The sequence below is a fragment of the Streptomyces sp. SudanB5_2050 genome (assembly GCF_964272335.1).
In the GTDB taxonomy this organism is placed as follows: domain Bacteria; phylum Actinomycetota; class Actinomycetes; order Streptomycetales; family Streptomycetaceae; genus Streptomyces; species Streptomyces rochei.
Genome location: NZ_OZ186760.1, coordinates 6,451,359 through 6,465,988, shown reverse-complemented (window position 1 = coordinate 6,465,988; position 14,630 = coordinate 6,451,359). Strand labels below are relative to the sequence as shown.

Annotated in this window: 11 protein-coding genes; 8 read left to right on the top strand and 3 right to left on the bottom strand. The window is 73.0% G+C overall.

The genetic code is table 11. The features are described from left to right. Positions 1 to 36: 36 nt before the first annotated feature. The gene (locus ACFZP7_RS28595; protein ID WP_167546083.1) at positions 37 to 180 is read right to left on the bottom strand and encodes a hypothetical protein; all 144 of its coding nucleotides are present in this window, start codon (positions 178 to 180) and stop codon (positions 37 to 39) included. Continuing rightward, a complete protein-coding gene (locus ACFZP7_RS28590) occupies positions 149 to 1,489 on the bottom strand; it encodes an OFA family MFS transporter (protein ID WP_175462542.1) in 1,341 nt (446 codons plus the stop codon). Before ACFZP7_RS28590 ends, ACFZP7_RS28595 begins: the two co-directional genes overlap by 32 nt. A 178-nt stretch (positions 1,490 to 1,667) precedes the next feature. Between ACFZP7_RS28590 and ACFZP7_RS28585 the strand changes: the two genes are divergently transcribed. From ACFZP7_RS28585 to ACFZP7_RS28560, 6 genes are all read left to right on the top strand, one after another. Continuing rightward, a complete protein-coding gene (locus tag ACFZP7_RS28585) occupies positions 1,668 to 2,639 on the top strand; it encodes a 2-dehydropantoate 2-reductase (protein ID WP_019328710.1) in 972 nt (323 codons plus the stop codon). Continuing rightward, a complete protein-coding gene (locus ACFZP7_RS28580) occupies positions 2,636 to 4,558 on the top strand; it encodes a molybdopterin oxidoreductase family protein (RefSeq protein WP_192340217.1) in 1,923 nt (640 codons plus the stop codon). The genes ACFZP7_RS28585 and ACFZP7_RS28580 overlap by 4 nt, the downstream gene beginning before the upstream one ends. Further along, the gene (locus ACFZP7_RS28575) at positions 4,539 to 6,560 is read left to right on the top strand and encodes an NAD(P)H-dependent oxidoreductase subunit E (RefSeq protein WP_385636626.1); all 2,022 of its coding nucleotides are present in this window, start codon (positions 4,539 to 4,541) and stop codon (positions 6,558 to 6,560) included. Before ACFZP7_RS28580 ends, ACFZP7_RS28575 begins: the two co-directional genes overlap by 20 nt. After that, complete coding sequence (locus ACFZP7_RS28570) at positions 6,557 to 7,417, top strand: 2Fe-2S iron-sulfur cluster-binding protein (protein ID WP_385636625.1); 861 nt, start codon at positions 6,557 to 6,559, stop codon at positions 7,415 to 7,417. Before ACFZP7_RS28575 ends, ACFZP7_RS28570 begins: the two co-directional genes overlap by 4 nt. 5 nt (positions 7,418 to 7,422) lie before the next feature. Beyond that, positions 7,423 to 8,271 (top strand): formate dehydrogenase accessory sulfurtransferase FdhD, encoded by an 849-nt coding sequence (gene fdhD / locus ACFZP7_RS28565; protein WP_385636622.1) that lies wholly within the window; start codon positions 7,423 to 7,425, stop codon positions 8,269 to 8,271. A 207-nt stretch (positions 8,272 to 8,478) separates the two neighbouring features. After that, entirely contained in the window at positions 8,479 to 10,368 is a 1,890-nt protein-coding gene (locus ACFZP7_RS28560; protein ID WP_385636620.1) for an exo-alpha-sialidase, read from the top strand. Between the two features lie 22 nt (positions 10,369 to 10,390). On the opposite strand, the gene ACFZP7_RS28555 is transcribed toward ACFZP7_RS28560, so the two are convergent. Further along, positions 10,391 to 11,422 carry a bile acid:sodium symporter family protein gene (locus ACFZP7_RS28555; RefSeq protein ID WP_374105044.1) on the bottom strand — a complete coding sequence of 344 codons (1,032 nt, stop codon included), beginning with the start codon at positions 11,420 to 11,422 and terminating at the stop codon, positions 10,391 to 10,393. Positions 11,423 to 11,562: 140 nt separating this feature from the next. Here ACFZP7_RS28555 and ACFZP7_RS28550 point away from each other — a divergent pair, with 140 nt between their 5' ends. Beyond that, the gene (locus ACFZP7_RS28550) at positions 11,563 to 12,444 is read left to right on the top strand and encodes a LysR substrate-binding domain-containing protein (protein ID WP_220670707.1); all 882 of its coding nucleotides are present in this window, start codon (positions 11,563 to 11,565) and stop codon (positions 12,442 to 12,444) included. Between the two features lie 310 nt (positions 12,445 to 12,754). Then, positions 12,755 to 14,581: an AMP-dependent synthetase/ligase gene (locus ACFZP7_RS28545; protein WP_385636616.1), complete on the top strand. Its 1,827-nt coding sequence runs from the start codon at positions 12,755 to 12,757 to the stop codon at positions 14,579 to 14,581. Positions 14,582 to 14,630: the final 49 nt, after the last annotated feature.

The window sequence follows — 14,630 nt, the reverse complement described above, 5'->3', positions numbered from 1 at the left end:
TCGGCTTCGGTCAGCACCCCGGGCGCTCGTGGTGCGTCACCCGGTGAACAGCTGCGTGGCCTTGCGGACGAGTTCGTACAGGCCGTAGGCGAGCGGCAGGCCCACCCACAGCCAGGTGAAGGCGATCAGCGGCCGCCGGGAGGGCGGCTCAGGCGGACTCTGGCTGCTGTCGGGGGACATCGACGGCCTCCTTCCCCGCCGGGGCGGCGGACACGTGGTGGCGGGGGTGGACGGGACGGACCAGTTCGTTGGCGACGAAACCGACGGCCAGCAGCCCGATCATGATGACGAAGGACGTTCCGTAGAGGGCGGCGCCGTGCTTGCCGGCCTCCTCCTGCCGGTCGGCGATCCAGTTCACGATCAACGGTCCGAGCACGCCCGCAGTAGACCAGGCGGTCAGCAGCCGGCCGTGGATCGCGCCGACCTGATAGGTGCCGAAGAGGTCCTTGAGGTAGGCGGGGACCGTGGCGAAGCCGCCGCCGTAGAAGGAGAGGACGACGAGGGCGCACAGGACGAACAGCGGCTTGCTGGAGTCGCCGAACAGGGCGATGAGCGTGTACATCAGCGCGCCGACGCCGAGGTAGACGCGGTAGATGTTCTTGCGCCCGATCAGGTCGGAGGTCGAGGACCAGCCGATGCGGCCCGCCATGTTGGCCGCCGACAGCAGCGCCACGAACCCGGCGGCGGCGGTCACGGACACCGGCGTGGAGGTGTCCGCGAAGAAGTCGGTGATCATCGGCGCGGCCTTCTCCAGGATGCCGATGCCGGCCGTGACGTTGGTGCAGAGCACGACCCACAGCAGCCAGAACTGCGGGGTGCGCATGGCGCCGCGCGCCGAGACCTGGACTCCTTCGAGCACGGCCGGACCGCCGTCCGCCCCCGTCCTCGGACGCGGCACCCGCACCAGCAGCACGCCCAGCAGCATGAAGACGGCGTACGCGAGTCCGTGCACGAGGAAGGCGAGGGCGATGCCCGAGTTGTCGGTGCCGAAGGACTCCAGCATCTGCGCCGACCAGGGCGAGGCGATCAGCGCGCCGCCGCCGAAGCCCATGATGGCGATGCCGGTGGCCATGCCGGGCCGGTCCGGGAACCACTTGATGAGCGTCGAGACGGGCGAGATGTAGCCGATGCCGAGGCCGATCCCGCCGACGAAGCCGTAGCCGAGGACGATCAGCCAGTACTGCTCCGTCGCCGCGCCGAGCGCGGAGAGCAGGAAGCCGGACGAGAAGCAGACCAGGGCGACGGTCATCGCCCAGCGCGGTCCGTGCCGTTCCACGAGGGTGCCGCCGAAGGCCGCGGACAGCCCGAGCATGACGATCCCGAGCTGGAAGGGCAGCGCGCTCTGCGTTCCGCTGAGGCCGAGGGCGGATTCGAGGGGCGGTTTGAACACGGACCAGGCGTACGCCTGGCCGATGGAGAGGTGGACCGAGAGTGCGGCGGGGGGAACGAGCCAGCGGCTCCAGCCCGGGGGTGCGACGGGGGGACTCATGAGTCCCCAACCGTAGGGGCGGGAGGGGCGGTTGAGAAGACAGTTGAGCAGACAACCACCGGTGCTCCACAAAGCGTGCCGGGTGCCTTGCTGGGTCAACCTCCATACTGTAGACAATATTTCGTCGACATCATCGGCGGTTCCGCGGTATCCCTCGACCGGACGGAGCTCTCTCGTCATGAAAGTCGCAGTCCTCGGCGCCGGGGCGATCGGCGCCTACGTCGGTGCCGCGCTCCACCGCGCGGGCGCCGACGTGCATCTCATCGCCCGTGGACCGCACCTGGCGGCCATGAGGCGGCACGGAGTTCGGGTGCGCAGCCCGCGCGGCGACTTCACCGCGCACCCCCGCGCCACCGACGACCCGGCCGAGGTCGGCCCGGCCGACTATGTGTTCCTGGGTCTCAAGGCGACCTCGTACGCGGCGTGCGGGCCGCTGATCGAGCCGCTGCTGCACGACACCACGGCGATCGTGGCCGCCCAGAACGGCATCCCGTGGTGGTACTTCCACCGGCACGGCGGTCCCTGGGACGGCCGCCGGCTGGAGAGCGTGGACCCGGGCGGCGCGGTCAGCTCCGTACTGGCGCCCGAACGCGCCGTGGGCTGTGTCGTCTACGCGGCCACCGAACTCGAACAGCCCGGCGTCGTGCGCCATGTGGAGGGCACCCGCTTCTCCGTCGGCGAGCCCGGCCGCGGCGTCTCCGCGCGGTGCCTGGCACTGAGCGAGGCGATGCGCGCGGGCGGCCTGAAGTGCCCGGTCGAACCGGACCTGCGCCAGGACATCTGGCTGAAGCTGCTGGGCAACATCTCCTTCAACCCGATCAGCGCCCTGGCCCGCGCCACCATGCGGCAGATGTGCCTGCACGGCGGCACCCGCCGGGTCATCGAGACCATGATGACCGAGACGCTGGCGGTCGCCGCGGCCCTCGGGTGCGAGGTCGGCGTCTCCATCGAGCGCCGGCTCGCGGGCGCCGAGCGGGTCGGCGACCACCGCACCTCCACCCTCCAGGACCTGGAGCGGGGCAAGCCGCTCGAACTCGACGTCCTGCTCGCGGCCGTCGTCGAACTGGCGGAGATCACCGGGGTGCCGGTGCCCACCCTGCGCACCGTGCACGCCCTGTCGGACCTGCTCGCGCTGAGGAGCGCCGCATGAGGAAACGGCAACCGAAGACCTACACCCGGCTCACCCACCCCCTGGTCCGCGACTCGCGCGACCAGCCCTTCCGCCGCGCGACCTGGGACGAGGCGCTCGACCGCACCGCCCGGGGCCTGGCGGCGGCGCGCGGCGCCTTCGGGATGTTCTCCTGCGCCCGCGCGACCAACGAGATGAACTACGTCGCCCAGAAGTTCGCCCGGGTGGTGATGGGCACCCACAACGTCGACTCCTGCAACCGCACCTGCCACGCCCCGAGCGTCGCCGGCCTCTCGGCAGCCTTCGGCTCCGGCGGCGGCACCTCCTCGTACGAGGAGATCGAGCACACCGACGTCATCGTGATGTGGGGTTCCAACGCCCGCTTCGCCCACCCCATCTTCTTCCAGCACGTGCTCAAGGGCATCCGCAACGGCGCCCGCATGTACGCCGTCGATCCGCGCCGCACCTCCACCGCCGAGTGGGCGGAGAGCTGGCTCGGCCCGAACGTCGGCACCGACATCCCGCTGGCGCACGCGGTCGGCCGCGAGATCATCCACGCCGGGCTCGTCGACGAGGCGTTCGTCGAACGGGCCACCACCGGCTACGAGGAGTACCGCGCCCTGGTCGAACCGTGGACGCTCTCCCTCGCCGAGAAGGTGACCGGCGTACCGGCCGCCGCCGTCCGGGACCTGGCCCACGCCTACGCCCGCGCCGAACGCGCCCAGCTCTGCTGGACGCTGGGCATCACCGAGCACCACAACGGCACCGACAACGTCCGCGCCCTGATCAACCTCTCGCTGCTCACCGGCCACGTCGGGCGCTACGGCTCCGGGCTCCAGCCCCTGCGCGGCCAGAACAACGTGCAGGGCGGCGGGGACATGGGCGCGATCCCCAACCGGCTGCCCGGCTTCCAGGACGTCCTCGACCCGGCGGTCCGGCTGAAGTTCGAGTCCGCCTGGGACACGGTCATCGAGCCGCGCCACGGCCTGACCCTCACCCAGATGTTCGAGGCCATGGACGAGGGCGCGCTGCGGGCCGTGTACTGCATCGGCGAGAACCCGGCCCAGTCGGAGGCGGACGGCGAACAGGCGGTACGCCGGCTGCGGGCGCTGGACTTCCTCGTGGTGCAGGACATCTTCCTGACGAAGACCGCCGAGCTGGCCGACGTCGTCCTCCCCGCCACCGCGGGCTGGGCGGAGACCGAGGGCACCACCACCAACAGCGAGCGGCGCGTCCAGCGCGTGCGCCGGGCCGTGACCCCGCCGGGGGAGGCCCGGGAGGACATCGACATCCTCTGCGACCTGGCGGCCCGCCTGGGCCACGACTGGAAGTACGCGGACGCCGAGGCCGTCTGGAACGAGCTGCGGTCCCTGTCGCCGGACCACCACGGGATGACGTACGCGCGCCTGGAGGAGCACCAGGGCATCCAGTGGCCGTGCCCGAGCACCGAGGAACTGGAACCGACCTACCTGCACGGCAGGTTGTGGGACCCGGACCCGGCACGCCGCGGCCCCCGCGCGCCCTTCGGCCTCGTCCGGCACGACCCGCCCGTGGACCTCACCGACGAGGAGTACCCGATCCGGCTGACCACGGGACGGCGCCTCGACTCCTACAACACCGGTGTCCAGAGCGGTGGTTACGCCTCTCCCCTGCGGCGCGGCGAGTCCGTCGAGCTGTGCCCGGAGGACGCCGAGCGCTACGGGGTGGCCGTCGGCGAGGAGGTGCGGGTGACCTCGCGGCGCGGGTCGCTGATCGCGCCCGTGTGGGTCGACACCGCGCTGCGGCCCGGGCTCGCCTTCATGAGCTTCCACTTTCCCGACGAGGTGGACACCAACCAGCTGACCATCGAGGCCAACTGTCCGATCGCCGGGACGGCGGAGTTCAAGGCCTCGGCGATCCGGATCGAGAAGGTGAGCAGCGGTGGACCTGCGCTTCGGTGACAGCAAGCCCACGGACGAGGAGCGCGAGGCCGTCGACGCGCTGCTCGGCCCGCCGGAGTCCTCCTGGGAGGGCGCCGACCGCACCGACACGGACCTCAGATGGGCGCGGGGCGGCCGGGAGGCCCGCGACCGCCGCGACCTCCTCCTCCCGGCCCTGCACGCGGTCAACGACCGGGTCGGCTGGATCAGCGAGGGCGCCCTGGACTACGTGTGCCGGCGCCTGACGGTGCCCCCGGCCGAGGCGTACGGCGTGGCGACCTTCTACGCCATGTTCTCGGTCCGCCCCCGCCCGGCCACGGTCCTCCACGTCTGCACGGACCTGGCGTGCACGGCGGCGGGGGCGGCGGAGCTGTGCGCGGACGTGGAGCGGCGGCTGGGTCCGGAGAGCGGGGTGCGGGTCGAGCGGTCCCCGTGCCTGGGCCTGTGCGAGCGGGCACCGGCGACACTGGCGGTGCGAGCAGGCAGGCCCTCGGCCCGTCCGGCGGAGGGTGACACCCCGGCCCGTCCGGCGGAGGGTGACACCCCGGCCCGTCCGGCGCACGGTGACATCCCGGCCCGTCCGGCGTTCGAGGACGCTGAGGCCGTCCGCGCCGAAGAAGCGAGGGTGGTCCGGGAGCGAGGCCCCCGGGGACGGAACGGGAAGGGGCGGCAGGGGCGAGACACCCTCCACGCCACCGCCGTATGCGCCCCCGCGACCCCGGCCACCGCGCTCCAGGCGGCCACCGCCCCCGAGTCGGCCCCCGCCGAGCCCGACCCCGCCCTCGCCGTCCCCCAGGCCGGCGCCCCCTCCCTCACCCTCCTCACCCGCGTCGGCACGACCGACCCGGCCTCCCTCGACGACTACCGCGCCCACGGCGGCTACACCGCCCTGCGCCGCGCCTTCGCCCTCGGCCCCGCCGGCGTCATCCGCGAGGTCACCGACGCCGGCCTGCTCGGGCGCGGCGGCGCCGCCTTCCCCACCGGACGCAAGTGGCAGGCCACGGCCGCCCAGCCCGACCATCCGCACTACCTCGTCTGCAACGCCGACGAGTCCGAACCGGGCACCTTCAAGGACCGCGTCCTCATGGAGGGCGACCCGTACGCGCTGGTCGAGGCGATGACCGTCGCGGCCTACGCCACCGGCGCCCACCGGGGCTACCTCTACCTCCGCGGCGAATACCCGCGCGCCCTCGCCCGTCTCACCCACGCGATCGAGCGGGCCCGCGCCCGCGGCCTGCTCGGCGACGACGTCATGGGCCGGGGCTACGCCTTCGACATCGAGATCCGGCGCGGCGCGGGCGCGTACGTCTGCGGCGAGGAGACCGCCCTGTTCAACTCCATCGAGGGCCACCGGGGCGAGCCGCGCTCCAAGCCGCCGTTCCCCGTGGAGAAGGGCCTGTTCGGCAAGCCCACGGTGGCCAACAACGTCGAGACGCTGGTCAACGTCCTGCCGATCCTCACCCTGGGCGCCCGGGCGTACGCGGCGATCGGCACCCCCGCCTCCACCGGCCCGAAGCTGTTCTGCGTCTCGGGGAGCGTCGCCCGCCCCGGCGTCTACGAACTTCCCTTCGGCGCGACCCTGGGCGAGCTGCTCACCCTCGCCGGTGTCCGCGACCGCCTCCGCGCGGTCCTGCTCGGCGGCGCCGCCGGCGGCTTCGTGCGCCCCGACGAACTCGACCTCCCGCTCACCTTCGAGGGCACCCGCGAGGCCGGCACGACACTCGGCTCCGGGGTCGTGATGGCCTTCGACGACACCGTCCCCCTCCCCCGCCTGCTCCTGCGCATCGCCGAGTTCTTCCGCGACGAGTCGTGCGGGCAGTGCGTGCCCTGCCGGGTCGGGACCGTGCGTCAGGAGGAGGCACTGCGCCGGATCGCGGAGCGCACGGGCGACGCGGCGGCCGGGGACGTCGCCCTGCTGCGGGAGGTGGGCCGCGCGATGCGGGACGCCTCGATCTGCGGTCTGGGGCAGACCGCGTGGAACGCCGTGGAATCCGCCATCGACCGTCTGGGGGCGTACGAATGACCGCGATACCGCTCGGAGTGCCGCGCCGGCCGGTGGAGTTCACCCTCGACGGGCAGGAGGCCCGTGTCCCCGAGGGCTCCACGATCCTCGACGCCTGCCGGGCCGCCGGGAAGGACGTCCCGACGCTGTGCGAGGGCGACACGCTCACCCCGAAGAACGCCTGCCGGGTCTGCGTCGTCGAGGTCGAGGGCGCCCGCACCCTCGCCCCCGCCTGCTCGCGCCGGGCGGAACCGGGCATGGTGGTGCGCACGGACACCGAGCGGGCCAGGCACAGCCGCAAGGTCGTCCTCGAACTGCTCGCTTCCTCCGTCGACCTGTCCACGACCCCGGCGGTCGCCGGGTGGCTGAAGGAGTACGAGGCGAAACCCGACCGCTTCGGCCCGGACGCGGCCCGGGTCGACGAGCGGCCGCGGATCGACAACGACCTCTACGTCCGGGACTACGGCAAGTGCATCCTCTGCTACAAGTGCGTGGACGCCTGCGGCGAGCAGTGGCAGAACACCTTCGCGATCTCCGTCGCCGGGCGGGGCTTCGACGCCCGGATCTCCGTGGAGCACGACGCCCCGCTGACCGACTCGGCGTGCGTCTACTGCGGCAACTGCATCGAGGTGTGCCCCACCGGGGCGCTGTCGTTCAAGTCGGAGTTCGACATGCGCGCGGCCGGCACCTGGGACGAGGAGCGGCAGACCGAGACGACCACCGTGTGCGCGTACTGCGGCGTGGGCTGCAACCTGACCCTCCACGTGCAGGACAATGAGATCGTGAAGGTCACCTCCCCGCACGACAACCCGGTGACCCACGGCAACCTCTGCATCAAGGGCCGCTTCGGCTACCAGCACGTACAGAACCGGGACTGACACACATGGGACGAGTCACGGAACGACGCAAGGTCATCCGCATTCGGGGCGGGGCGGTCTCCACCCGCCCGGACACACTCGTCGCCGAGGAACCGCTGGAGATCCGGCTGAACGGCAAGCCCCTCGCCATCACGATGCGCACCCCGGGCAACGACTTCGCGCTGGCCGCCGGTTTCCTGGTGAGCGAGGGTGTCCTCGCGGAGCAGGGCGACCTCCGGAACATCGTCTACTGCGCGGGAGCGACCGCCGACGGATCGAACACGTACAACGTGGTGGACGTGCGGACGGCCGCGCACGTCCGGGCTCCGGACATCACCCTGGAGCGGAACGTCTACACCACCTCGTCCTGCGGCCTGTGCGGCAAGGCGAGCCTGGACGCGGTGCGCACGACCGCCCGCTGGCCCATCGCCGACACTCCCCCGGTCCGCGTCACCCCGGAGCTGCTGGCGAGCCTGCCCGACCGGCTGCGCGCCGCCCAGCGGGTCTTCGACCGCACCGGCGGCCTGCACGCGGCGGCCCTGTTCGACGAGGGCGGCGAACTGGTGGACGTCCGGGAGGACGTGGGCCGGCACAACGCGGTCGACAAGCTGGTCGGCCGCGCCCTGCGGAACGGGGACCTGCCGCTGTCCCGGTCCGTCCTGCTGGTGTCCGGACGGGCCTCCTTCGAGCTGGCGCAGAAGGCCGTGATGGCGGGCATCCCGGTGCTGGCCGCCGTGTCGGCGCCGTCCTCGCTGGCGGTGGACCTGGCCGCCGAGACGGGGCTGACGCTGGTGGGCTTCCTGCGCGGCGACTCCATGAACGTGTACGCGGGTGAGGACCGCGTCGTCCTCCGGGCCGCGGCCGCCCGGGGCTGACCGGCTTCCCCGCGGCACGGCGGCGGGGCCCCGAGCGGCGGGGAGCGCCCCCTGCGCCGCCGGGCCCCGCCGTGGTCCGTCCCGGACACCGAGCGGCGTCCGGCGACACGCGCGTGAACGAACGGGGCGGATCAGGCGACGAACGTCCTGATGTACTGATGTCCTGACGACCGGCTCCGACCAGCCGCCTGAAGGGCAGACCGCTCCATGCCGTCACCTCCCCGCACCCGTCCGCGCTCCCCCCTGCTCGTCCTCGCCGCCCTGTGCGCCCTGGCCGCCTCCGCGCTGCCCGCCTCCACGCCGCCCGCCCACGCCGAACAGCGGGACCGGGCGGCGGAGTTGGAGCAGCAGGTCCTCTTCCGGGCCGACCGGGACCCCGGCGGCTACGCCTGCTTCCGCATCCCGGCGATCGTGCGGACGAACGAGGGCACCCTGCTGGCCTTCGCCGAGGGACGCGTCCTCGACTGCGGGGACGCCGGCGACATCGACATCGTCGTCAAGCGCTCCACCGACGGCGGGCGCACCTGGGGCCCGCTCCAGGTCGTCAACGAGGGAGGCGGCGACACCCACGGCAACCCGACCCCGGTCGTGGACCGCGACACCGGCCGCGTCCTGCTGGTGGAGACGTACAACGCGGGCCGCACCGACGGCGGCAACTGCGCGGTGCCCTGTGCGCGCACGCCCCACCTCCAGTACAGCGACGACGACGGCCGCACCTGGTCCGCGCCCCGCGACCTCGGCGCGCAGGTCCTGCCGCCCGACTGGAACTCCTGGTACGCGACCGGTCCCGTGCACGGCGTCCAGCTCAGCGGCGGCGCGCACGCCGGACGGCTGGTGATCGGGGTCAACGCCGAGACCTGGGACGGGGACCGGGTCACCGCCAACCACGCGGCGCTGGTGGTCAGCGACGACGGCGGCGAGCACTGGAGGATCGGGGCCACCGACACCTGGCCCGTGGCCGCCGACGGCACCTTCCGGCAGAAGCCGTCCGAGATGACCCTGACCGAACGCGCCGACGGCTCGCTCCTGGTCAGCGGCCGGGAGGACAACGGCACCGACCTCGGCCACCGCACCCAGGCAGTCAGCCGCGACGGCGGCGACAGCTTCACCGCCCCGTTCCGGGCCCTGCCGGACCTGTACACCCCGCAGGTGCAGGGCGCCGTGCTCCGCCTCGGCGACCGGCTCCTGCTGTCCGCCCCCGCCGACCCGGATCGCCGCCGCACGATGGCGGTCCGCTCCTCCTACGACGGCGGCGCGACCTGGGACAGCGTGGACCGCGGCACGGTCGTCACCCGGGACTGGGCCGGCTACTCCGACATGGTGGCCGTCGACGACGCGACGGTGGGCCTGATGTACGAGGCCGGGCCGGTGGACGCCCGCGACGAGATCCGGTTCGCCCGCTTCACCGAGGACTGGCTCCGGCCCCGCCGGGGAGCCGACCCCACCACCGCCGACCTCGCGCCGGGCGCCGCGCCCGCGGCCGTGCTCGGCGGCGCCGGGACGACGGACGGCGCGGTGGGCGGCGCGCTCGCCTTCGACGGCGCCGACGACGCCGTCCGGCTGCCGTACGACGAGCGGCTGCCGCTCGGGGACGGGGACTTCACGGTGTCGCTGTGGTTCCGGTACTCCGCGAGCGGCGGGGAGCAGCCGCTGCTGTGGATGGGCGGGATCGGCACCCGGCAGCCGCAGGTGTGGCTGCGCGCCGAGCCCGGCGAGGACCGCGTCCAGGGGCTGATCACCGCCCGCGACGGCGCGGCGGCCCCGCGCTCGGCGTGGGTGCGCACCGACGACGCCCACAACGACGGCCGCTGGCACCATGTGGCGCTGCGGCGCGGGGGTGGCCGGCTCACCCTGTTCCTGGACGGTACGGCGGCCGGCACGGCGGACGTCCCCGGTTCGGTGAGCCGCAGCTCGCCGTTCGGGGTGCACATCGGCGAACGGATGGACGGCCGCGCCCGGTTCACCGGCGCGATCGACGAGGTGCGGGTGTGGGACCGGGCGCTGACCGATGCGGAGATCGCCGCCGGTGACCCGCCCTCGGCGGCGGGGAACACCGTGCTGCACCTGCCCCTGGACGGCGTCTCGGCGGGCGGCTGAGGCCGCCGCCCCGGACCTGGGATCAGCGGCCGCCGGTACCCGCCGTCGCGCGCACCGGGACGGCGGGCCCCTCGTCGGGGTCCGCCTGCGCGTCGTGCGACCGGCGCTTGGCGATGACCGCGCAGACCATCAGCTGCATCTGGTGGAAGAGCATCAGCGGCAGCACGGCCAGGGACGCCTGGGCGCCGAACAGGACGCTCGCCATCGGCAGTCCGGCGGCGAGGGACTTCTTCGACCCGGCGAACTGGATGGCGACGCGGTCCGCCCGGTCGAAGCGCAGCGCCTTGGCCCCGTACCAGGTCAGCAGCAGCATCACGGCGAGCAGTACGGCCTCGACCGCCAGCAGCCCGGCCAGCCGGAGGGGGCTGACCTGGTGCCAGACGCCCTCGACCATGCCCTCGCTGAACGCCGTGTAGACGACGAGGAGGATCGAGCCCCGGTCGACGAGTCCGAGGACCTTCTTGTGCCGGGTGACGAAGCCTCCGATCCAGCGGCGCAGCACCTGCCCGGCGACGAACGGCACCAGCAGCTGCAGCACGATCTCGACCAGCGAGTCGGCGGAGAACCCGCCCCCGTCGCCGCCCAGCAGCGCGGCCGCCAGCAGCGGCGTCGCCACGATGCCCACCAGCGAGGAGAAGGACCCGGCGCAGATCGCGGCGGGCACGTTGCCGCGGGCGATCGAGGTGAAGGCGATCGACGACTGGATGGTGGACGGCACCAGGGTGAGGAAGAGCAGGCCCTGGTAGAGGGGGTCGGTCAGGAAGACCGGCACGAGGCCGCGCGAGGCGAGGCCCAGCAGCGGGAAGACGACGAAGGTGCAGGCGAGCACGGTGACGTGGAGCCGCCAGTGCCGCAGGCCGTCCATGGCCTCGCGGGTGGAGAGCCGGGCGCCGTAGAGGAAGAAGAGGAAGGCGATCGCGGCCGTGGACGCGCCGGAGGCGACGTCCGCGCCCGTGCCGCGGGCCGGCAGCAGGGCCGCGAGGCCCACCGTCCCGAGCAGCAGCAGGATGTACGGGTCGACCGGCATCCAACGCGGCCATCGCAGGCGTCTCACGGTGCTCCACTTGCTCGTCGTGCTCGTTCGTTCCGCTCGCGGGACTCACGGGTCCCCGCTCCATCCTGCTCCCCCGCCGCGCGATCGGGAATCCGGTATACCGCTCTGACTGTCATCACGGACCGCGATAGACTGACGGCGTGTACGAGCCGTCCCACCTGCGCACCTTCCTGTCGGTGGCCCAGACGCTGAGCTTCACGCAGGCCGCCCGGCGGCTCGGACTGCGCCAGTCGACCGTGAGCCAGCACGTGCGGCGCCTGGAGGACGCCACGGGCCGGCAGCTCTTCAGCCGCGACACCCACTCCGTGGAGCTGACGGAGGACGGGGAGGCGATGCTCGGTTTCGCGCGCCGCATCCTGGAGGTGCACGAGCAGGCGACGGCGTTCTTCACCGGGACCAGGCTGCGCGGTCGGCTGCGTTTCGGGGCGTCCGAGGACTTCGTGCTGACCAGGCTGCCGGAGATCCTCGAAGGCTTCCGGCACGACCACCCCGAGGTCGACCTGGAGCTGACGGTGGAGCTGTCGGGGACGCTGCACGAACAGCTGGCCGCCGGGAAGCTGGATCTGGTCCTGGCCAAACGCCGGCCCGAGGACCCGCGGGGCGAACCGGTCTGGAGCGACCGGCTGGTGTGGATCGGCGCGGAGCGCCTGCGGCTCGACCCGGACCGCCCGGTGCCGCTCATCGTCTATCCGCCGCCGGGCATCACCCGCGCGCTCGCGTTCGACGCCCTGCAACGTCAGGGCCGCGAGTGGCGCGTCGCGTGCACCAGCGGCAGCCTCAACGGACTGATCGCGGCGGCCCGCGCCGGACTGGGCGTGATGGCGCACTCGCGCGGGCTGATCCCGCCCGGCCTGGTGCGGGTGCCCGACCGGGCGGGGCTGCCGGAGCTGGGCCGGGTCGACTTCGTGCTGGTGCACGGCAGGCGGCACCCCTCGGCACAGGGGGCGGCGGACGCCCTGGCGGCCGCGATCCTGGCGGGCGGCGACCGCCTGCACCGGTCCCGGCGGGCCGGTCTCGGGTAGCCGCGCGGCACGGGGTGTGACACCGTCCGCCCCGCCCGCGCTGTAAGGGGAAACGGCGCCGCCGCGCCCCCGCGACCGGCGGTGAGCGGGTCGTACAGATTCGGTGGAGATCACGCCACCGAAACTTACTCAAACGTCAGGAACGTGCCCGACCCTTCCCCATGTGAGCGCATTTCCTCCCGCTGACCAGCGTGGACCTGAGCACTGCTCGCCTTCGGCACCCCTGCCGCCACCGGTGTGCGTGGGGTAGCTTTCACCGCGCTGTGCGGGGCGTCACCCGGAGCCAGGGAGCCAGAGCGGGGAGCGGGGTTTGCGCGAGTTCACCAGTCCTCCGTCGACGTCGGCACCACCGGTGGGCGGTCTGGCCGATGTCGTCTTCCGGCATGCCCAGGAGGACCCGGGACACATCGCGCTCGGCCGCAAGGACGACGCCGGGCGGTGGCGGGACGTGACCGCGGGCGCCTTCCGCGACGAGGTCCTGGCCCTCGCCAAGGGCCTGCTCGCCCAGGGCATCCGCTTCGGCGACCGGGTCGCCGTCATGTCCCGCACCCGCTACGAGTGGACGCTCTTCGACTTCGCCCTGTGGACCATCGGCGCCCAGGTGGTGCCGGTCTACCCGACCTCCTCGGCCGAGCAGTGCCTGTGGATGCTCCACGACGCCGAGGTGACGGCCGCGGTCGTGGAGCACGAGGACCACGCGATGACGATCGCCACCGTCATCGACCGGCTGCCGCGCCTGCGCGGCCTGTGGCAGCTCGACGCCGGCGCCGTCCAGGAGCTGTACGACGCGGGCGCCCACCTCGACGACGAGGTGGTGCACCGGCACCGCAAGGCGGTCACGCCGGACACGGTCGCCACCGTCATCTACACCTCGGGCACCACGGGCCGCCCCAAGGGCTGTGTGCTGACGCACGGCAACTTCATGTACGAGGCGGACACCGTCATCGAGCGCTGGGAGCCGGTCTTCCACTCCAGGAAGGGCGACGAGGCGGCGACCCTGCTGTTCCTGCCGCTCGCTCATGTCTTCGGGCGGATGGTGGAGGTCGCGGCGATCCGCGGCAGGGTGCGCTTCGGCCACCAGCCGCAGCTCAACGCCGCGGCCCTCCTGCCCGACCTGGCCGCGTTCAAGCCGACCTTCATCCTGGCCGTGCCGTACATCTTCGAGAAGGTGTTCCACGCGGCCCGGCGCAAGGCCGAGAAGGAGGGGAAGGGCGGCCCCTTCGAGAAGGCCGTCGACGTGGCCGTGCGGTACGCGGAGGCGGTGGAGGCGAGGGCCTGGGGCATCGGACCGGGCCCGTCGGCGGGCCTGCGGATGCAGCACCAGTTCTTCGACAAGCTCGTCTACGCCAAGGTGCGGGCCGCGATGGGCGGACGCATCCGCAACGCCATGTCGGGCGGCTCGGCGATGGACCGGCGGCTCGGGCTGTTCTTCGCGGGCGCGGGCGTGCAGATCTACGAGGGCTACGGGCTGACCGAGTCCACGGCGGCGGCCACCGCCAACCCGCCCGAACGCACCCGCTACGGCACCGTCGGCCGGCCGATCCCCGGCGTCACCGTGCACATCGCGGACGACGGCGAGATCTGGCTGAACGGCGACAACGTCTTCCAGGGCTATCTGAACAACCCCAAGGCCACCGACGAGGCCCTGCACGAGGGCTGGCTCGCCACCGGCGACCTGGGCGCGCTGGACGAGGACGGCTACCTCACCATCACCGGCCGCAAGAAGGAGATCCTGGTGACCTCCGGCGGCAAGAGCGTCTCCCCCGGCCTGCTGGAGGAGCGCGTCCGGGACCATCCGCTGGTCAACCAGTGCATCGTCGTCGGCAACGACCGCCCCTACGTCGCCGCCCTCATCACCCTGGACACCGAGGCGGTCGACCACTGGCTGACGATGCGCAACAAGCCCCGGATGTCCCCGGCCGAGCTGGTGCACGACGCCGACCTGGAGACGGAGGTGCGGCGCGCGGTCGTCGCCGCCAACACGCTGGTGTCGCAGGCCGAGTCCATCCGCACCTTCCGCATCCTCGCCCAGCCCTTCACCGAGGAGCACGGGCTGCTCACGCCCTCGCTCAAGCTCAAGCGCAAGGCCATCGAGAACGCCTACTCCGCCGAGGTCGAGGCGCTCTACCGCGCGTGAATTCGCCGGTCAGGAATGCGTCACGGCCCGTGATCGTTGACGATGTGAG

Excerpts from the sequence above, each read along its gene's own strand:
- ACFZP7_RS28595 (WP_167546083.1), bottom strand. The coding sequence starts at position 180 with ATGTCCCCCGACAGCAGCCAGAGTCCGCCTGAGCCGCCCTCCCGGCGG.
- ACFZP7_RS28590 (WP_175462542.1), bottom strand. The coding sequence starts at position 1,489 with ATGAGTCCCCCCGTCGCACCCCCGGGCTGGAGCCGCTGGCTCGTTCCC.
- ACFZP7_RS28585 (WP_019328710.1), top strand. The coding sequence starts at position 1,668 with ATGAAAGTCGCAGTCCTCGGCGCCGGGGCGATCGGCGCCTACGTCGGT.
- ACFZP7_RS28580 (WP_192340217.1), top strand. The coding sequence starts at position 2,636 with ATGAGGAAACGGCAACCGAAGACCTACACCCGGCTCACCCACCCCCTG.
- ACFZP7_RS28570 (WP_385636625.1), top strand. The coding sequence starts at position 6,557 with ATGACCGCGATACCGCTCGGAGTGCCGCGCCGGCCGGTGGAGTTCACC.
- fdhD (WP_385636622.1), top strand. The coding sequence starts at position 7,423 with ATGGGACGAGTCACGGAACGACGCAAGGTCATCCGCATTCGGGGCGGG.
- ACFZP7_RS28560 (WP_385636620.1), top strand. The coding sequence starts at position 8,479 with ATGCCGTCACCTCCCCGCACCCGTCCGCGCTCCCCCCTGCTCGTCCTC.